This window comes from Rhizobium sp. BK377, assembly GCF_014193935.1.
Classification (GTDB): Bacteria; Pseudomonadota; Alphaproteobacteria; order Rhizobiales; family Rhizobiaceae; genus Rhizobium.
In genome coordinates this window covers 1,196,439-1,216,391 of sequence record NZ_JACIAC010000001.1, presented here as the reverse complement: position 1 = coordinate 1,216,391, position 19,953 = coordinate 1,196,439, and the positions used below count along the sequence as shown (strand labels likewise).

At 60.3% G+C, this 19,953-nt stretch carries 13 protein-coding genes; 10 read left to right on the top strand and 3 right to left on the bottom strand.

Translation table 11 applies throughout. The features are described from left to right. Positions 1 to 17 precede the first annotated feature (17 nt). The 4 genes from FHT92_RS06015 to FHT92_RS06000 all read left to right on the top strand — a co-directional run bounded on the left by FHT92_RS06015 (position 18) and on the right by FHT92_RS06000 (position 6,785). Positions 18 to 1,808 carry an acyl-CoA dehydrogenase C-terminal domain-containing protein gene (locus FHT92_RS06015; RefSeq protein WP_183823172.1) on the top strand — a complete coding sequence of 597 codons (1,791 nt, stop codon included), beginning with the start codon at positions 18 to 20 and terminating at the stop codon, positions 1,806 to 1,808. 137 nt (positions 1,809 to 1,945) lie between these two features. Next, positions 1,946 to 3,154: an acetyl-CoA C-acetyltransferase gene (locus FHT92_RS06010; RefSeq protein WP_183823170.1), complete on the top strand. Its 1,209-nt coding sequence runs from the start codon at positions 1,946 to 1,948 to the stop codon at positions 3,152 to 3,154. 12 nt (positions 3,155 to 3,166) lie between these two features. Continuing rightward, on the top strand, positions 3,167 to 5,380 hold the full coding sequence (locus FHT92_RS06005; protein WP_183823168.1) for a 3-hydroxyacyl-CoA dehydrogenase NAD-binding domain-containing protein: 2,214 nt from the start codon (positions 3,167 to 3,169) through the stop codon (positions 5,378 to 5,380). Between the two features lie 382 nt (positions 5,381 to 5,762). Continuing rightward, complete coding sequence (locus FHT92_RS06000) at positions 5,763 to 6,785, top strand: LLM class flavin-dependent oxidoreductase (protein ID WP_183823166.1); 1,023 nt, start codon at positions 5,763 to 5,765, stop codon at positions 6,783 to 6,785. A gap of 18 nt (positions 6,786 to 6,803) precedes the next feature. Here FHT92_RS06000 and FHT92_RS05995 read toward each other — a convergent pair whose 3' ends face one another. Next, positions 6,804 to 7,991, bottom strand: coding sequence for an MFS transporter (locus tag FHT92_RS05995; RefSeq protein WP_183823165.1), 1,188 nt, complete (start codon positions 7,989 to 7,991; stop codon positions 6,804 to 6,806). Between the two features lie 304 nt (positions 7,992 to 8,295). On the opposite strand from FHT92_RS05995, the gene FHT92_RS05990 reads away from it, so the two are divergent. Then, on the top strand, positions 8,296 to 8,859 hold the full coding sequence (locus tag FHT92_RS05990) for a TetR/AcrR family transcriptional regulator (protein WP_183823163.1): 564 nt from the start codon (positions 8,296 to 8,298) through the stop codon (positions 8,857 to 8,859). Between the two features lie 3 nt (positions 8,860 to 8,862). On the opposite strand, the gene FHT92_RS05985 is transcribed toward FHT92_RS05990, so the two are convergent. After that, positions 8,863 to 12,363 (bottom strand): PAS domain-containing hybrid sensor histidine kinase/response regulator, encoded by a 3,501-nt coding sequence (locus FHT92_RS05985; RefSeq protein WP_183823161.1) that lies wholly within the window; start codon positions 12,361 to 12,363, stop codon positions 8,863 to 8,865. A gap of 219 nt (positions 12,364 to 12,582) precedes the next feature. On the opposite strand from FHT92_RS05985, the gene mscL reads away from it, so the two are divergent. After that, positions 12,583 to 13,020 (top strand): large conductance mechanosensitive channel protein MscL, encoded by a 438-nt coding sequence (gene mscL, locus FHT92_RS05980; RefSeq protein WP_183748906.1) that lies wholly within the window; start codon positions 12,583 to 12,585, stop codon positions 13,018 to 13,020. A gap of 119 nt (positions 13,021 to 13,139) precedes the next feature. Beyond that, a complete protein-coding gene (locus tag FHT92_RS05975) occupies positions 13,140 to 14,306 on the top strand; it encodes a pyridoxal phosphate-dependent aminotransferase (protein ID WP_183748907.1) in 1,167 nt (388 codons plus the stop codon). Here the strand turns inward: FHT92_RS05975 and FHT92_RS05970 are convergent. Beyond that, a complete protein-coding gene (locus FHT92_RS05970) occupies positions 14,303 to 14,983 on the bottom strand; it encodes a Type 1 glutamine amidotransferase-like domain-containing protein (protein WP_183823159.1) in 681 nt (226 codons plus the stop codon). The genes FHT92_RS05975 and FHT92_RS05970 overlap by 4 nt on opposite strands. A gap of 466 nt (positions 14,984 to 15,449) precedes the next feature. Between FHT92_RS05970 and galE the strand changes: the two genes are divergently transcribed. The 3 genes from galE to FHT92_RS05955 all read left to right on the top strand — a co-directional run bounded on the left by galE (position 15,450) and on the right by FHT92_RS05955 (position 19,949). Continuing rightward, a complete protein-coding gene (gene galE / locus FHT92_RS05965; RefSeq protein WP_183823157.1) occupies positions 15,450 to 16,484 on the top strand; it encodes a UDP-glucose 4-epimerase GalE in 1,035 nt (344 codons plus the stop codon). Positions 16,485 to 16,593: 109 nt separating this feature from the next. Then, entirely contained in the window at positions 16,594 to 18,549 is a 1,956-nt protein-coding gene (locus FHT92_RS05960; RefSeq protein WP_183823155.1) for a bifunctional diguanylate cyclase/phosphodiesterase, read from the top strand. A gap of 338 nt (positions 18,550 to 18,887) precedes the next feature. After that, complete coding sequence (locus tag FHT92_RS05955) at positions 18,888 to 19,949, top strand: enoyl-CoA hydratase/isomerase family protein (protein ID WP_183823153.1); 1,062 nt, start codon at positions 18,888 to 18,890, stop codon at positions 19,947 to 19,949. Positions 19,950 to 19,953: the final 4 nt, after the last annotated feature.

The window sequence follows — 19,953 nt, the reverse complement described above, 5'->3', positions numbered from 1 at the left end:
TTGGAGGAATTCGAACGATGCCAGTCTACAAGGCCCCGGTGAACGACACGCTCTTCGTGCTGAACGACGTGCTGGGTCTCGAGCGCTACAACAATCTTCCGGGTTTTGCCGATGCCACGCCTGATATGGTGGAGGCCATCCTGGGCGAGGCGGCGAAGGTGGCCGAGGAAGTCCTGTTCCCCCTCAATTATTCCGGGGATCAGGAAGGCTGCCTGCGCCGCGACGATGGCACGGTCTCGACGCCGAAGGGTTTCAGAGAAGCCTATCAGGCTTATCGAGAAAGCGGCTGGATCGGTCTTGCCGTGCCGGAAGAATTCGGCGGCCAGGGCTTGCCCTACACGCTGCACGCTGCCGTCGGCGAATATACCTCGGCGGCTAATATGTCGTTGATGATGTATCCGGGTCTGACGCAGGGGGCTATCGCTGCGATCCTCGTCCACGGCACTGACGAGCAGAAGAGCACCTACTTGCCGAAGATGGTGGAAGGCAGCTGGTCCGGCACCATGAACCTCACCGAGCCGCATTGCGGCACCGATCTCGGCATGCTGCGCACCAAGGCAGTGCCGCAGGCTGATGGCAGCTACAAGATATCAGGTCAGAAGATATTCATCTCCGCCGGCGAGCATGACCTGGCCGACAACATCATTCACTTGGTGCTGGCCCGCATCGAAGGCGCGCCTGAGGGCACCAAGGGCATCTCGCTCTTCATCGTTCCGAAATTCCTCGTCAAGGACGGCGCGCCGGGCGCCCGCAACGCCGTCTCCTGCGGTGCCATCGAACACAAGATGGGCATCCACGGCAACGCCACCTGCGTCATGAACTACGACGAGGCGACCGGCTATCTGATCGGCGCGGAAAACCGCGGCCTCAATGCCATGTTCGTGATGATGAACGAGGCCCGCCTGATGGTCGGCCTGCAGGGCATCGCCATTTCCGAGATCGCCTATCAGAACGCCGCCAATTACGCCCGCGATCGCATCCAGGGTCGCTCGCTGTCCGGCGTGAAGGCGCCGGACAAGAAGGCCGATCCGATCATCGTCCATCCCGATATCCGCCGCTCGCTGATGACCATCCGCGCCTTCAACGAGGCCGGCCGCGCCTTCCTGCTCTGGACCGCGCTGAAATCCGATATCGCCCACCGCGCCAGCGATAGCAACGAGCGCCAGACCGCCGACGATATTCTCGGCCTCGTCACCCCGATCCTGAAGGGCGTGATGACCGACAAGGGTTTCGACCACGCCGTCATGGCCCAACAGGTCTTCGGCGGTCACGGCTATATCGAAGAGCATGGCATGAGCCAGTATGTGCGCGATGCCCGCATCGCCATGATCTACGAAGGCGCGAACGGCATCCAGGCGCTCGATCTCGTCGGCCGCAAGCTGGCGCTGAACGGTGGCCGCGCCGTCATGGCGCTCTTCAAGGAAATCGGCGATTTCTGCGAAGAAAACCGCAATGAGGAGCAGCTCAGCTTTTTCACCAAGCACCTGAAGAAAGGCTTGAACGATGTTCAGGGCGCGACCATGTGGTTCATGCAGAATGCCATGGCAAAGCCCGACAATGCCGGTGCCGGCTCCACCGATTACATGCACCTCTTCGGCCTCGTCGTTCTCGGCTATATGTGGGCGCGCATGGCCAAAGCCGCCAATGAACGCCTTGCCGCCGGCGATGCCAGGGAGGACTATTTGAAGAACAAGCTGATCACGGCGAAATTCTTCATGGAGCGCATCATGCCTGAAACTGCATTGCGCAAGGCCCGCATCGAAACCGGCGCCGACACGATGATGGAACTCGCCGCCGAGGCATTTTGATCGCGACCCCTTCTCCCCATGGGGGAGAAGGTGGCCCGAGGGGCCGGATTAGGGGGCCGCAGACGCAGGTTTCTCCGCTTCGGCCTGCCGGAACAGGAAATTCACCGGCGCCTCTGCGCCGCCAGGGAGATGAGACAATGACCGAGGTTTTCATTTACGATCACGTCCGCACGCCCCGCGGCCGCGGCAAGAAGGACGGCGCGCTCCACGAAGTGCCCTCCGTGCGCCTCGCGGCAAAGACGCTGGAGGCAATCCGCGACCGCAACGGTCTCAATACCGAGATGGTTGATGACATCATCATGGGCTGCGTCGATCCGGTCATGGATGCCGGCGCCGTTATCCCCAAGGCTGCCGCTTTTGAAGCCGGTTATTCGACGAAAGCACCGGGCATGCAGATCTCTCGCTTCTGCGCCTCCGGCCTCGACGCCGTGAATTTCGGCGCCGGCAAGATCGCCCAGGGCGCCGACGATATCGTCATCGCCGGCGGCGTTGAAAGCATGTCCCGTGTCGGCCTCGGCATGTCCGGCGGCGCCTGGTTCATGGATCCTTCGGTGAACTTCCCCGCCTATTTTATGCCGCAGGGTGTGTCGGCCGATCTCATCGCCACAAAATATGGCTTCTCCCGCGATGACGTCGATGCCTATGCCGTGGAAAGCCAGAAGCGCGCGGCAAATGCCTGGAACAATGGCTGGTTCAAGAATTCCGTCATCCCTGTCAAGGACCAGAACGGCCTGACCATCCTCGCCCATGACGAACACATGCGCCCTGGCACGGACATGCAGGCGCTCGCTTCCCTTAATCCCTCCTTCCAGATGCCGGGCGAAATGGGCGGCTTTGAAGCCGTCGCGATCCAGGCCCACCCGGAAGTCGAGCGCGTCAACTATGTCCACCATGCCGGCAATTCCTCGGGCATCGTCGATGGCGCCGCGGCCGTCCTCCTCGGCTCCAAGGCCGGCGGGGAGAGCATGGGCCTGGAGCCCCGCGCCCGCATCAAGGCTTTCGCCAACATCGGCTCCGACCCGGCCCTGATGCTGACCGGCCCTGTCGATGTCACCGAAAAGCTCTTAAAGCGCACGGGCATGACGCTTGCCGATATCGACCTCTTCGAATTGAACGAAGCCTTCGCCGCCGTAGTGCTACGCTACATGCAGGCTTTCGACATCCCGCACGACCAAATCAACGTCAATGGCGGTGCGATCGCCATGGGCCATCCGCTCGGTGCGACCGGCGCCATGATCCTCGGCACCGTGCTGGACGAGCTCGAACGCCGCGATCTCAACACCGCACTGGTCACCCTCTGCATCGGCGCCGGCATGGGAACCGCAACCGTCATCGAACGCGTCTAAGGGAGAGAGACGATGAGCTACACCAACTTCACCGTCGAAACCGATGCGGACGGCATTGCTCTGGTTACCTGGGACATGCCCGGCAAGTCGATGAACGTCTTCACCGAAGAGGTGATGAACGAACTCGACGCCATCATCGATGCGACCGTCGCCGACAGCACCGTCAAGGGCGTGGTCATCACCTCGGGCAAGTCCTCCTTCTCGGGCGGCGCCGATCTCTCGATGATCAAGTCCATGTTCACTCTCTACCAGCAGGAGAAAGCGGCAAATCCTGACGGTGCGGCGCAGAAACTCTTTGATCTCGTCGGCCGCATGACCGGCTTGTTCCGCAAGCTCGAAACCTGCGGCAAGCCCTGGGTCTCCGCCATCAACGGCACCTGCATGGGCGGCGCACTGGAAATGTCGCTAGCCTGCCATGGTCGCGTCGCCTCCAGTTCCAAGAGCGTCAAGATCGCCCTGCCGGAAGTCAAGGTCGGCATCTTCCCAGGCGCCGGCGGCACGCAGCGCATTGCGCGCCTGACCGATGCCCAATCCGCCCTGCAGATGATGACGACGGGCCAGTCGCTGAACGCTTCGCGAGCCAAGGCCATGAACCTCATCCATCAGGTGGTCGAGCCGGATCAGCTGATCCCGGCCGCCAAGCAGATGATCAAGGACGGCCTGAAGCCAATCGCGCCCTGGGACGACAAGGGCTTCAAGGTGCCGGGCGGCGGCATCTGGACACCCGCCTCTGCACAGCTTTGGCCGGCAGCTCCCGCCATCCTGCGCCGCGAAACATCAGGTAACTATCCCGGTGCGCTCGCCATCCTGAAATGCGTCTATGAAGGCCTGCAGGTTCCCTTCGACACCGCGCTGAAGATCGAGCAGCGCTATTTCACGCAGGTGCTGCAGACCACCGAAGCCTTCTCGATGATCCGCTCGCTCTTTATCTCCATGCAGGAACTCGGCAAGGGCGCCCGCCGCCCGGCAAATGTGCCGAAGACCGAGTTGAAAAAGGTTGGCGTCGTTGGCGCCGGCTTCATGGGGGCATCCATTGCCTATGTCACGGCCGCTGCCGGCTTTGAGGTCGTACTGATTGATCGCGATATCGAGGTTGCCACCAGAGGCAGGGGCGTTGGGGAGGGCCTCGTCAAGGACTCTGTCGGTAAGGGCCGTCTTACACAGGAAGAGGGCGCTGCGCTTCTTGCCCGCCTCACACCGTCAGCCGATTATTCGGATTTGAAGGATGCCGATCTCGTCATCGAAGCGGTCTTTGAAGACCGTGCCGTCAAGAAGGCGGTCATTGAGCAGGTCGAAGGCGTCATCCCGGAAACGACCATCTTCGCCTCCAACACTTCGACCCTGCCGATTACGGGGCTTGCGGAAAATTCGAAGCGCCCGGATCAGTTTATCGGCGTGCATTTCTTTTCGCCGGTCGAAAAGATGATGCTGACCGAGGTCATTCTCGGCAAAAACACCGGTGACCGTGCGCTCGCCGTGGCCCTGGACTATGTCGCTGCGATCAAGAAGACGCCCATCGTCGTCAACGATACCAGAGGCTTCTTCGTCAACCGCTGCGTCTTCCGCTATATCCACGAAGCCTATGACATGCTGATCGAGGGCGTGCCGGCGGCGATGATCGAAAATGCCGCCAAGATGGTGGGCATGCCTGTCGGCCCGCTCTCACTGAACGATGAAGTGGCGATCGATCTCTCCCAGAAGATCCTCAAGGCAACGGTCGCCGATCTCGGCCCCAAGGCTGTCGACGAACGCCACCTTGCGCTCATCAATAAGCTGGTAGACGAACTCGACCGCCGTGGCCGCAAGAACGGCAAGGGTTTCTACGAATATCCGGGCAAGCCCGCCAAAAAATTCCTCTGGCCGGAGCTGAAGACCCTCTATCCACAAAAACCGGCCTCTGAGATCGACGTCAACACCCTGAAGCAGCGCTTCCTGGTGACCATCGCGCTCGAAGCCGCCCGCACCATGGAAGAGGGTATTGTCACCGATCCGCGCGAGGCTGACGTCGGCTCCATCCTTGGCTTCGGCTTTGCGCCCTATACCGGCGGTGCGCTGAGCTACATCGACGGCATGGGTGTAAAGGCCTTTGTGGAGACAGCCGAAAAGCTGGCCTCCCGGTATGGCGATCATTTCAAGCCGACGCCGCTGCTGAAGGACATGGCTTCCAGGGGCGAAACCTTCTACGGTCGTTTCGATCCTTATCCGACCGCTGATAAGGCGGCGTAATTGGTGAGGCGGCGAGTTCGTCAGAGCCGTCGCCTCGCACTGCCCGCATCTCCGGCCAGGCTTCCTCCTGCAAACGCAAGAGCAGTCAACCAAAAACTGAGCCATTGCGACAGATATCGTACGTTGACTCCTGGAAAGGTTGCGCGCGCCAACGTGGCCGGAGCCTCTAAGGACACGAGATGACCATTCACTCCGTCAGCATACATTGATTGGTCCATCAGCCAGTCCGGCGTAGATTCCTCGTCTGACATCGGCGGGACTCGTTCGGCATCTTCAACGGATCCAGCCGAGCCGGGCTCATAAATTCGCACACAACGCCTATATGCCTAACCTGAATCATGCCAAGAGCATGCAAGCACAATCATTTTTAAGCGATGGAATCATGAAGAAGATCGGTTTTCTCTCGTTCGGGCACTGGACGCCCTCGCCGCAATCTCAAACACGCTCGGCCGGCGACACGCTGCTGCAATCGATCGACCTCGCGGTCGCCGCCGAGGAGCTTGGCGCGGACGGCGCCTATTTCCGCGTCCACCACTTCGCCCGTCAGCTTGCCTCGCCCTTCCCGCTGCTGGCCGCCGTCGGCGCGAGGACCAGCCGCATCGAGATCGGCACTGCGGTCATCGACATGCGCTACGAGAACCCGCTCTACATGGCGGAAGATGCCGGCTCGGCCGATCTTATTTCCCGCGGGCGCCTGCAGCTCGGCATCAGCCGAGGCTCGCCGGAGCAGGTTATCGATGGCTGGCGCTATTTCGGCTACAACCCGCCGGAAGGTCAGAGCGATGCCGATATGGGCCGTCGCCACGCCGAGGTCTTCCTCGAAGTGCTGAAGGGCGAAGGTTTCGCGGAGCCCAACCCGCGGCCGATGTTCCCCAATCCGCCCGGCCTCTTGCGGCTCGAACCGCATTCCGCCGGTCTGCGTGAGCGCATCTGGTGGGGTGCCGGCTCGAACGCTACGGCCGTCTGGGCCGCCAAGCTCGGCATGAACCTGCAGAGCTCGACCTTGAAGGACGATGAGACGGGCGAAGCCTTCCATATCCAGCAGGCCAAACAGATCCGCGCCTATCGCGAGGCCTGGAAGGAAGCCGGCCATGAGCGCGAGCCGCGCGTTTCCGTCAGCCGCAGCATCTTCGCGCTGGTGAATGATCGCGACCGGTCCTATTTCGGCTACGGCAATGAAGGACAGGATAAGATCGGTTTCATCGACGAGAACACCAGGGCGATCTTCGGCCGCTCCTATGCTGCCGAGCCTGATGCTCTCATCGAAGAGTTGAAGAAGGATGAGGCGATTGCAGAGGCCGATACGCTGCTGCTCACCGTCCCCAACCAGCTCGGCGTGGAATACAATGCTCACGTCATCGAATCGATCCTGAAATATATCGCTCCGGCACTTGGCTGGCGGTGATTACCTCCGGCGGCGGCGTCACGCCGTCGCCGTCTCTCTTGTCATGCACATCACTGTCAGCCCCGCAAGGCTGACAAGCACGACGGCAGTTGCGTAGATATCCGTCGTCGCGCCGTAACCGATCGATTTGACGAGGAAACCGGCAAGAATCGCCGGTAGGCTGAAGGCGAGATAGCTCTGGATGTAGAAGGCCGAAAGCAGGCCGGCCCGCTCTTCCGGCTTGGCGAGCGGCATGATTGTGCCGATCGAGCCGAGGAAATTGGTGCCGAAGCCTGCGCCAGTGAAAAGCGTGCCGACGAGCAACAGCGGCACATTGGCAAGATGTACGCCGGCAACGACGGTAGCGATGCCAAGCGTCTGCGAGGCAACGCCGAAGACGAGGTTGGCCTTCGGGCTGCGGCTGCGGCGCAGGAAGACGGCGATTGCGCCCGACAGCATCAGCGTCGCCACGACCGCGCCACCTGTCAGCGGCGCGCGGCTGCCGGTGGTCGAGACGACCAGCGAAGGCACGAGCGACAGATAGAAACCGCCGAGCGTCCAGTTGGCAATATTGATCGGCGTCACTAGCGACAGCGGCTTCTTTACTTGCTGCGGAATGAAAACCGTCGGCTTCAGCGATCCGAAGACGCCGGGTCGTGTGCCGCCTGTCTCCCGCGTCAGCCACAGCGCAACGGCCTGTACCGCAAAGGCCACAAGCAGCAGGGCGTAGACGAGGTGCAGCGGCTCCGGTCCGTACTGGATGAGCGCGCTTGTGCCGATGGCGCCGATCGCCATGCCGGAGAGCGGCGCAATGGAATTGACGATCTGGCCTTTGGCCCGATCGACATCGATAAGTGCCGCACCGAGGGAGGCGCCGGCGATACCGGTGGCGATCCCCTGCACGATGCGTGCTGCGATCAGCCATTCCGGCCCGCTGGCGACCGAAAATAACGCCATGGCGATGATTTCGAGCAGCAGTGCGCCGAAAATGACAGGCCGCCGTCCGAGATGATCGGAGATGGACCCCGCAATCAACAGGGCTGCAAGTAGCGCGAAGGCATAGACGGCGAAGATGACGGTGATGAGGATCGGAGAAACGGTAAAGGCTTCCTGATAGATACGATAGAGCGGCGTCGGCGCAGCCGATGCGCCAAAGAGGATAGCGAGCGTCAGAGCATGGAAGCCCATGGGTGACGAATTCTTGATGGATTCAGGAGCGGCGACCATCTATAAAGTCTCTTAAGGCTAAATCGTTGCGTTAGCTCTATCTAGGCAAGGTGACCGGTAAAGGCAAATAATTTGCGTTAATAGGTTGATGAAAGTTTCTGAACTGTTGGTGCAGGCGCAGGTCGCGCAAAAGCGTGCAGCCGGTTTTGCGACCAGGACATGCTAAAAAAGACCTGAAGCGCTCAAGCTTCTTTGAAGTTACGCGTCAGGCTTTCCGAAAATCGATTCCGATTTTCGGGCCGATGCTGTAGGCGAATTCTAAAGATCGCTCTGCGCTTCGGAGGCGGAGAAAATTAGGTTCGAGATGGCAGTGAAAGAGAATATCCGCCCGGGCGGGAGAAGTGCGCGTGTCCAGGCTTCTGTGCATGCCGCAGTTCGCGAACTCCTGGCAGAGATGAGCCGTGCAGAGATCACTGTTCCGCTGATCGCGATGCGTGCGGGTGTGACCCCGTCTACCATTTACCGCCGCTGGGGTGACCTGCAGCAATTGCTGGCCGACGTCGCCGTCGAACGCCTGCGTCCAGATATGGAGCCGATCGATACCGGCAGCGGCGCCAGCGATCTGGAAGCGTGGGCCGAGCAATACGCCGAGGAAATGTCTTCCGGCCCCGGCCGTGAGTATGTCCGGGATGTGCTCGCCGCCCAGACCGGCGACAACGCGACCAAATGCTGTAATTTCACCCGGCAGCAGATCGAGGCGATTGCTGGCCGGGCGAAGGAGAGGGGCGAGTCTTTCCCCGATGTCGACGCGGTCATGGACAGCGTCGTGGCACCCATTATGTACCGCATTCTCTTCGGCGATGTTCCGACATCTGCCCGCGTGCGGGAGCTTGTCGGACACGTTTTCGGGCAGCATAAAGCCCCATGATCTTCACTCGGCGGCAGCCCGCTTCAGGCTGGAAATCTGAGTGATGTAGGCGCGCAGTGCTGCCGGTCGCACCGGCTTGTGCTGCACGGCGATGACGTTCCTTTCCGCCGCCGCCCGCACTTCCGGCGTCCTGTCGGCTGTGATGAGCAGGGCCGGAATCTCAATGCCGAAATGCTGCCTGAGATGCAGGATTGCTTCGACCCCGGTCCCATCGGCAAGATGATAGTCGGCGATGACAAGATCCGGCGGCTGGCGCATCGAAAGCGCCTGGACGGCAGAGAGCGAATCCGTCACCTGCGTATCGCAGCCCCATCCGTCGATCAGGAGCCGCATGCCTTCGAGAATCTTCGGTTCGTTGTCGATGCACAGGATACGCAACCCCTTCAACGGCTGGGCCGTGTGGTCGACGGGAACGACGGCTGCCGCGGCTTCCACGCTCTTCGAAATATCGAGCGGCATGAGGATGCGGAATTCCGTGCCCTTGCCATGCGTTGAATGAAGTTCGACCTTGTGGCTCAGCACGCGGGCGATGCGGTCGACGATGGACAGCCCGAGGCCAAGGCCTGAGGCGGTCTTGGCACCCTCATCCAGCCGCGCGAATTCCTTGAACACTGTCCGGAATTTCGAAGGCGGAATGCCGATGCCCGAATCCATCACCTGGATCATCACCTGATTGCCACGCCGCCTCGCTCCGACCAGCACCGTGCCGCTGACAGTATATTTGATGGCGTTGGAAACGAGGTTCTGCACCAGACGGCGCAGCAGGTTCGGATCGGAGCGCACCCGCAGGGATGTCGGCATCACTTTGAACTTCAGCTTCTTCTCGCGGGCGATCGGCGCAAAATCGGTCTCGATGCGTTCCAGCAGGTCGGACAACGGCACGGATGCCATCCGCGGGCGCATTGCGCCGGTATCGAGACGGGAAATGTCGAGCACGGCGCCGAGAATGGATTCGACGGATTCCAGCGCGGAATCGATATTGCGCACGATCGGGCTGTTTTCCGATTGCGCCATGCGCTCGACGAGCGCCGAAGAATAGAGCCGGGCCGCATTGAGCGGCTGCAGAATATCGTGGCCCGCGGCGGCAAAGAAGCGGGTCTTGCCGATATTGGCCTCATCCGCAGCCGCGCGTGCCTCCGCAAGCTCCTTGTTGACGCGGGTCAGTTCCGCGGTGCGCTCCACCACGCGCTGTTCCAAGGTCTCGTTTGCCTGTTTAAGAGCCTGATCGGCGGCCACACGCTGGGTAATATCGGTGAAGGTCGCGACGATGCCCTTGTCCGGCATCGCGTTGGAACGGACTTCGATGATGCGCTCGCCGCCGCCGAGCACGAGCGGGAAGGGCTTGTCCAGCGTCAGAAAATGCCGCACCGCTTGGCCTTGGTCGCCCGGCGCGATATCGCCGCGCCGGCTGAGGATACTGACGATTTCCGATAGCGGAAAACCGACCTGGCCGGCGTTTTCCGGCAGGTCCAGCAATTGCCGGAAGCGGCGGTTCCAGATCGTCAGCCGATTGGAACTGTCGAAAACGGCGATGCCCTGATCCATCTGCGAGAGTGCCGTCTGCAGCATGTCCTGATTATATTGCAGTGCTTCGCTCGCCTGATCGAGCAGCCAGGCGGTGTCAGAGGAAGCATCTTCAATTTTCTGCAGGATCAGAGAGAGCACGAGTCGCGCCGAGGAAGAGCCGATGGCGCTGCCGAGAAGCTGCTCGGTGAAATGGATGAGCGCCATGTCGGCCGGCTGGTCGTCTTCCAGCTTGCGCCCGGAGGTTTGCTCATAAGTCGCAAGCGAGCGCTGCATGCGCTCCTCGCCGAGATAGCGGGAGATTGCCGTCTTGAGATCACCGACACTGATGCGGGTCTTCCAGCCGCGCGTGGCAAATTGCGAGCGTGAATGCCGTTTCACGAAGATGCCGGCCTGAATGCGTTCCAGCGGCTTGGCGTTGCGCGTCAGCGATCCCACGATGAAGGCGGCGCTATTGACGAGCAGGCTCATCGCCGTCGCATTGACGAGAGGATCGGCATCCGGCCCCGTGAAAAGCGTTGTGCCGGGAAAGATGAAGCCGAGGAAATTGCTCGCCACATAGGAATAATCCGGCCCGCCGAGCGAGGGCAGGAACAGCAGGTAGACCCAGATGATAACGCCGGACGCGAGGCCGAGGATGGCGCCGCGCGCATTTGCCCTCCGCCAGATCATACCGCCGAAGAGGGCGGGAGCGATCTGCGCGATGGCGGCAAACGAGAGCAGGCCGATCGAAGCAAGGCCCGTCGTGCTGTCAGTCGAGCGATAATAGGCATAGCCAAGCAGCAGCACGGCGAAGATGGCGCTGCGGCGGATATTGAGCAGGCTCTTGGCGAAGTCGTCACGCTGGCTCGCAAGGCCCGCGAGCTTCCGGCGCAGGAAGAACGGCATGACGATATCGTTCGACACCATGATGGAAAGCGCCACGGAATCGACGATCACCATGGCGGTCGCCGCCGAAAAGCCGCCGACGAAAGTGATCAGCGAGACAACAGGCATTTGCCCTGCAAGTGGCAGGGTAAGGACATAAAGATCGGCATTGCCGTTGCCGCCGAAGATGAGCAGTCCGCCGATCGCGACCGGCAGCACGAAGAGATTGATGGCGATCAGATAGAGCGGGAAGAGAATGCCCGCGAGCCGAAGCTGCTTTGCCGTGCGGTTTTCGACGACGGTGACATGGAATTGGCGCGGCAGCATGATGATCGCGAAAGCCGAAAGCAACGTCAGCGTGATCCATCGGCTGAGCGGTGTCTGATAGTCGAGTGCGGCGGTGACCAGGGCGTTTTCCGAGCCTCTATGCCAGAGATCGCCTGGCCCGTCGAACAGGAACCAGATGACGCAGACGCCTGCCGTAAGGAAGGCAATGAGCTTCACCATCGATTCCATCGATACCGCAAGGATGAGCCCGTCCTGATGCTCCGTCGCGTCGGTATGGCGGGTGCCGAACATGATGGCGAAGCAGGCAAGCACCAGCGTGACGATCAGCGGCAGATCGAGGAAGTAGAGGTTGCCGCTGCCGATGCCGTAGTCCGACGGATTGACCATCGCCGTGACTGTCGCTGATATGGATTTCAACTGCAGCGCGATATAGGGAATGGTGCCGATGAGGCAGATCAGCGCCACGATGGTTGCAACCGTGGAATTCTTGCCGTAGCGCGCGGCGACGAAATCGGCGACCGACGTCAGTTTCTCGGCCTTGGCAAGTTCGATGATTCGTTTCAAGAGCGGCATGCCGAGTGTGAAGACGAGGATCGGTCCGATATAGATGCCGGCAAATTCCAACCCATTATGGGCCGCAAGGCCGACGCCGCCGAAATAGGTCCAGGACGTACAATAGATCGCCAGGCTGAGCGCGTAGACGACAGGCCGGCCGCCTTCCGGCACGCCGAATTTCCGGCTCCGGCGGTCGCCATAGCTTGCCACTGCGAAAAGCAGCAGAAGATAACCCAAGGCAAACGCAAATATGATCCAGCCTGGAAGCATTGACCCTCCGCCGGCGGACAATCCGCCGTCCTCCCGGAACAGTTCGAGATTAGGGCAATTCAGCAAGTTTGAAAATTCCCGCGGTCTTCGTCTTAAGTTCTACGCCGAAGGGGATGGTGTTCGAATATTTCCAATTGCCGATTGATTAATTGAGGCGAAGGTGTAGCTAATGAAAACAACGGCATGTCTTTGAAAATGCATCAAGGGGAGACGTATCTGATGCTCAACGAGTTCAAAGCTTTCATCGCCCGCGGCAATGTCATGGACCTCGCAGTCGGTGTGATCATCGGCGGCGCCTTTGGCGGCATCGTCAAGTCCCTTGTCGACGATATCATCATGCCGATCGTCGGTGCGATCTTCGGCGGTTTCGATTTTTCGAATTACTTCCTGGCGCTGTCTCCCAAGGTCACTGAAACGAGCCTTGCCGCCGCCCGTGCCCAGGGCGCCGTTTTCGCCTACGGCAACTTCATCACGGTCCTCATCAACTTCCTGATCCTCGCCTGGATCATTTTCCTGATGGTCAAGGGTGTGAACACGCTGCGCGCGCAGGTCGAGCGCAAGGAAAAGACAGCACCCGAAGAGGTTCCGCCGCCGCCGGCAGACGTCGCGCTGCTGACCGAAATCCGCGATCTTCTCGCCAAGCGCCCGGCCGTCTGATCAGACGAGCCCGTCTACTCCAGCCGGGCTCAATCATCACGAAAATCGATATGCCATCACGCATTGTCATGGGATTTGCGCCTGCAAATCCGCTATGAAGGCGTGAATTGGAGATATGCATGTCGATTATAAGCAGCCTTAGCCCGCGCGCCATTGCAGCGCCAGAAAGCGGGATCGTCGAAGTCGTCAATTATGCCCGCGGACGTGAAGGCCTTTTGCCCCTGTGGGTCGGAGAGGGCGATCTTCCCACCCCCGATTTCATCAATCAGGCCGCTATGCAGGCGCTCGCCGCCGGCGAGACCTTCTATACCTGGCAGCGCGGCATCCCCGAGCTGCGCCAGGCATTGTCGGATTATTATGCCAGGCATTTCGGCATCGGCCTGCCTGTCGAACATTTCTATGTGACCGGTTCAGGCATGCAGGCGATCCAGATCGCCGTCCAGGCGCTGACTTCGTCCGGTGACGAGTTCGTCTACCTCACCCCTGCCTGGCCGAACATTGCCGCGGCCCTTGAAATCGCCGGCGCCCGATCGGTCGGCGTAGAGCTGCAGTTCGAAGGCGGCACCTGGGCGGTTGACCTCAACCGCATCGAGATGGCCATCACGCCGAAGACCCGCGGCCTCTTCATCAACACACCTTCGAACCCGACAGGCTGGACCGCGAGGAAGAAGGATCTGGCCGATATTCTGACGCTGGCGCGCAAGCATGATCTCTGGATCATGGCCGACGAGATCTATGCGCGTTATTTCTACGCGGGCGGTCGCGCGCCCTCCTTCCTCGACGTCATGGGGCCGGGCGACAAGGTGATGTTCGTCAACTCCTTCTCCAAGAACTGGTCGATGACCGGCTGGCGTGTCGGCTGGATTGTTGCTCCTCCGGAAACCGGGCAGGTGCTTGAAAACCTGATCCAATATTCCACTTCGGGCGTGGCGCAGTTCATGCAGAAGGGCGCAGTTGCGGCTCTCAATGAGGGTGATGCTTTCGTGCAGTCGAACATCGACAAGGCAACCCGCTCCCGCGATATCCTCTGCGATGCGCTGATCGCCACCAATCGCGTCGAAACGTTGAAGCCGGATGGCGCACTCTATGCCTTCCTCAAGATCGATGGTGTCACCGATAGCCGCAAGGCGGCGATCGACATAGTTGACAAGACCGGTGTCGGCCTTGCTCCCGGCACGGCCTTCGGACCGGGCGGCGAGCTTTTTCTGCGCGCCTGCTTCCTGCGCGATCCGGCGCAGGTGACAGTCGCGGCCGAACGGCTTTGCGACTATATTCTGAAGCGCTAGGCGGAATGGCGCATTGCTTCCGGTAGCACCGGAAGCAGCGTCACATTCCGTCCCTCGACGATGATAACTTCGCCGTCTCGAAGCGGCTGGAAGGGCATACGCGCTTCCTCAAAGAATCCGACAGTCTTTTCGGCTGCTTCGGCCTCATCATGCGCCGAGCGATAATGCGGAACGATGGAGAAATCGACGAGGCCAAGCCCATCCCAGATGACGCTTTCGTCGTAGCCTGGCGCGAGCTGTCGTGGATCGTCCATGATGTTGATGCCATCAAGCGAGGGTGCCGCCACGACAGCTCCGGCGCTGAAGCCGCCATAGACGATCGCATCGGCACGCAGCAATTCCGGTAAGATGCGATCGAAGCCGCTCTCCCGCATGGCGCGCCTCAGAAGAAAGGCATTGCCGCCGACGGCCCAGACCAGGTCGAAGACGGCGAGCGCTTTTTCCAACGCGTCAGGCTTTCCAAAATAGCGCCGCAGATCCAACTCCTCAGCCTCTATTCCCCAGTCGTCAAGCTCCGCCTTGGGATCGTAGATGTTCGCCTCGTAGGAGTGACGTGCCTCGACCGGAATGAAGTCCAAGGCGTTCTGGATGACGGCGGCGCGCCGCGCGCCTCTGAGAAGCTTCTTCAGCCGGGCCGCACTTGCGCCGAGCCGATAGGATGACAGGTAGAGCCTCATTGACGCCACTCCCTGTTCTGAAGGGGCAGATCACGAACCGGCATTGAGAGAAGATCTTGTGCCACGAGGAGTCCTTTGCATGGGGCGGACATCGGGGCAGAAACAAAAAACCCCGCGCGTGTCCGGCGGGGTTGGATCGGGTGAAGTGAACAGTTTCAGGTCACAAGCCGACGCCCCCACCGCAAAGGGTGGTCGTCATGCCCATCGTCATAGCCTGGAACGCGAAGTTGTTCATCCCGCTAATTTGCCTCGCCGCGTACTTGATGTCAACGGACGCAGGGGGCGCGAGGCGTTTTCGTCCCAAAATAGGCTGGCCGATAAAATTGTAGCAAAGCCCGAAATGCGCTTCTAACCACATGTCAAAACATACCGGCTGCAAAGGCTTTCCGATGCCGTTTGATAATAAAATCGGAAAGGAAAAAGCCGTTCTGATGCTCCCGAAAAATATAAAACAGGGAATGCAGACATGGCGGTTCTGGTGACAGGTGGGGCTGGATATATCGGCAGCCACATGGTGTGGACGCTGCTGGACGTCGGTGAAGATGTCGTCGTGCTCGACAACCTCTCCACCGGCTTTCGCTGGGCCGTGGCGCCGGCCGCGCGCTTCTATCTCGGCGATGTCGCCGACCCGGATGTGCTGAAGAAGATCTTCATCGAGAACGATATCGAGGCGATCATCCATTTCGCCGGCTCCGCCGTCGTTCCTGTGTCGGTTACCGATCCGCTCTCCTATTACGACAATAACTCGGGCAAAACGCGCGCGCTGCTGAGCGCGGCGATCAAGGCCGGTATCCGCAACTTCGTCTTCTCCTCGACGGCAGCCGTTTACGGCCAGCAGAAGAGCTCCGCTCCGGTGAAGGAAACGGCGCCGCTCAATCCGGAAAATCCTTACGGTCAGTCGAAGCTGATGACCGAAATGATGCTGCGCGATGCCGCCGCCGCCTATGATTTCGATTATGTGGCGCTGCGCTACTTCAATGTCGCCGGCGCCGATCCGCAGTTGCGCACCGGCCAGTCGACCTCAGGCGCGACCCATCTCATCAAGGTCGCCTGTGAGGCGGCCCTCGGAAAGCGCGACAGCATCGCCGTCTATGGCTTCGATTACCCGACCCATGACGGCACCGGCGTGCGTGACTACATCCATGTGAGCGATTTGACGGCGGCGCATTTGAAGGCGCTCCAGTATCTGCGCCAGGGCAGGGGGCCACTGGTCGCCAATTGCGGCTATGGCAACGGCTATTCCGTGCTGGATGTCTTGAACATGGTCACCCGCCTGAACGGCCACTCCTTCAAGATCAATATGGCGCCGCGTCGGCCGGGCGACGCGGCAAGTGTCGTCGCCGATGCGACGCTTGCCCGCCGCGTGCTGGACTGGACGCCGAAACACGATTCGCTGGAAACCATTGTCCGCAACTCGCTCGATTGGGAACTTTTCCTGATGAACAGGAGCGTCGACGATCTGCACAGCATTCATCGCGCGCTGGCTGCGGCTTCCTTCTGAATTGCAACCGGGCATTTACCATCCTCGCGCGGATGCGAGGGCCTGACGTTACGTGAATAAGGAATAATCAAGCTTTCTCTGGCTCGCTTCAGCCAAGGGAAAAGGGATCATGAAGAACTTCATAGCCTCATTGCGGCTGCAAAAAGATAATCCGAAGTTTCTGGTGGCACAGTTCAAAGCTTTGTCGTCGCAGATTCCAATTCTCTACGTTCTTCTTGTCATCAACGCGCTGGCCGTGGCCATTACTCACATCAAGTCGGCGCCTCTTTGGCTTTCGCTCTACATTCCCGTCGGTCTCAGCATCGTTTGCGTCTTCCGCCTCTGCTGGTGGGAAATATCAGGCAAGGAAAATGTCACGCCGGAGCGTGCGCTGCGGCTGATGAAGGTGACGCTAGCAGGCGCCGTTATCCTCACGATCGGCTTCGGCGGTTGGGCTATTGCGCTCTATCAATATGGCGATGCCTCACAGCAGGGCCAGATCGCGTATTTCCTCGTCGTAACCGGCATTTCCTGCGTCTTCTGCCTGATGCATCTGCCGCTCGCGGCGACGATCACCACGGTCATCACCTTCACGGCCATGATCGTGACCTTCCTGTTTTCCGGTAATCCGGTCTTCGTCGCAACGGCAGTTAGCGGCTTGTTTCTCGTGCTGCCGTTCCTGCGCGTCATCAACAGTTACTTCCAGAATTTCACCCATTTGGTGCGGCTTACCGAGGAGTTGAAGCAGAAGCAGGCCGAAGCAGAGGAGCTGAACCTCGTCAATAGCCGCAATGCGTTGCAGGACCAGTTGACGGGCCTTGCTAATCGCCGCAGCTTTTTCCTGTCGCTCGAAAAGATGCTTTCGAAGGACCCTGCCTCGCCGCCTGTCATCGGTATCATCGATCTCGATGGCTTCAAGCCGGTCAACGACGTCTTCGGCCACGCGGCCGGCGACCTCGTATTGAAGGAGACGGCGCGCCGCTTCGTCTCATTGGTGGGCGACGAGGGCACCGTCTCGCGCCTTGGAGGCGATGAATTCGGCATCATCTTCCCCTCTGACATGACGTTCAGGGCCGTCTCTGACCTCGGCCTGGCGCTATGTGCGGCCGTACGTGAACCTTTCGACATCTCAGACGGGTCGGTGCGCGTTTCCGGCTCCTGCGGCATCGTCTATCCCGATGCGGGCGAGTACACCGCCGAAGATCTCTACGAGAAAGCGGATTTCGCGCTCTATCAGATGAAGAGCAAGCGTACCGGCGGTGTCGAGTTCTTCTCACCTGAGCATGAAAAGATCCTGACGCAGCGCTATCTCATTGAGCTGGAGCTGCAGGCCGACAATTTCGCCAAGGAGCTGAAGCTGGAATATCAGCCGATTGTCGAATTGCGCAGCGGCCGTGTTGTCGGTTTTGAGGCGCTCGCGCGCTGGGACAGCGCGCGCTTCGGCCGTATCAGCCCGGATGCCTTCATTCCCGCTGCCGAACGCACCGCCGTGATCGGTCGCATGACCCGCATCCTCTTCGGCCAGGCGCTCGATGCCCTGAAGATCCTGCCGACATATCTGCGTGTCTCCTTCAATCTATCGGCCCGCGATATCTGCGATCACGAAACTTCGATGGCATTGCTCGCCATGATCAACCGGTCCGGTGTCGATCCCAAACGCATCGAATTCGAGATCACCGAGACGGCGCTGCTGTCAGACTTCGACACAGCCGATCAGGTGATCGGCACTCTACGCGCCGCCGGTATCTCGATCGCGCTTGACGATTTCGGCACGGGCTATTCGAGCTTGAGCCATATCCACCGGTTGTCTTTCGACAAGCTGAAGATCGACAAGGCCTTCGTGATGAATTTCGACCGTGATGCGCGCTGCATGAGCATCACCCGCTCCGTCGCCAATCTCTGCCAAAACCTCGGCATCGCCTCCGTGGCCGAGGGTGTCGAGAGCGAGGATGTGGCTGAGGCGCTGAAAGGCATCGGCGTAAGATTGGCGCAGGGCTATTATTTCTCGCGACCGCTGCCGCTGGAACTGGCGATCGATTACGCGGTGCAGCGCGATGTCGCCGTTTCACAGTCCCTCTCGGCCTGATTGATCAGCCAGCCACTAGAGCCTTTCCTGGTTAGATTGAAGCATTCTGTTGGCTCAAACGGAGTTGGATGGTCGACCGGCCGGCGCGCGTCGTAGCCCAGATCTACGGCCAAGCCGCCCGGTCGATCAGACGGCCCGTTTCAGCCAACCCGAAGGGCCGGGCATCTTTCCGCCAGGATCAAAGGCGATCGGCTCGGATGTACCTAGGGTATGCCCTTCGCCAATCGCCTTTGCCCTGACGAAAACCTGCTCCGGCAGAATGCTTCAAGCTAACCAGGAAAGGCTCTAGAACCCCGACCCGACCCGGTTTATTCATGGGGGCAGGAGCGAGGTGGATCATGGACAACAGCAATCAGAGCGAAGTCATTGTCGAGCGACGGGGCACGGCAGGCCTCATCCGGCTGAACCGCCCAAAGGCGCTGAACAGCCTGACGACCCCCATGGTGCGCGCGATTAGCGCCGCGCTTGATGAGTTCGCCGTCGATCAAACCGTGGCGAGCGTTGTCGTAATGGGCGAGGGCGAGCGCGGCTTCTGCGCCGGCGGGGATATTCGCGCCATTCACCTGAGCGGGCGTGCCGGCGATGGCCTCGCGGAAACCTTCTGGCGCGAGGAATTCCGCCTCAATCACCAAATCGCTACCTATTCGAAGCCCTATGTGGCGCTGATGGACGGCATTACCATGGGCGGCGGCGTCGGGCTTTCCGCCCACGGCCGCCATCGCATCGTCACCGAGCGCACCCGCCTTGCCATGCCGGAAACCGGTATCGGCTATTTTCCCGATATCGGCGCCACATGGCTGTTGCCTCGCACGCCGGGCGAAAGCGGCACATGGATGGCTCTGACCGGGCTGGATATCAATGCCTCCGATGCAATCTATACCGGCCTTGCCGATGTCTATATGCCTTCCTCGCGCCTCGAAGAGGCAGTCCGTCATCTGACAAATCTGTCTGCGGGAAGTTCGTCGGACGATGTCGATGCGGTGCTGCGCGATCTCTCAGAACAAGTGGATGAAGGCAGGTTGCAGGCCAATGCCGCGATGATCGACCGCGCGTTTCACTTCAACCGAGTGGAGGACATCGCGTCCGCGCTAGGCGAGGAGGAGGGCGAATTCGCTGCCGAAACCCGCCATGTGATGCTCACACGTTCGCCGACCAGTCTCAAGCTTGCCTTGCGGCTGCTGAGAGCCGGCCGCCAGAGTCGCACGCTTGCCGAATGCCTGGCCCGTGAGCTCGGGGCCTGCATGCACATCCTGCACGGTCCGGATTTCTACGAGGGCGTCCGTGCAGCCGTCATCGACAAAGACCGCAATCCAAAATGGTCGCCGCCGACGATCGCCCTGGTCAATGATGAAATGATTGGCCGCTTCTTCGAACCGGCCAAGCCGCCGCTCGCGCTCTGACCCT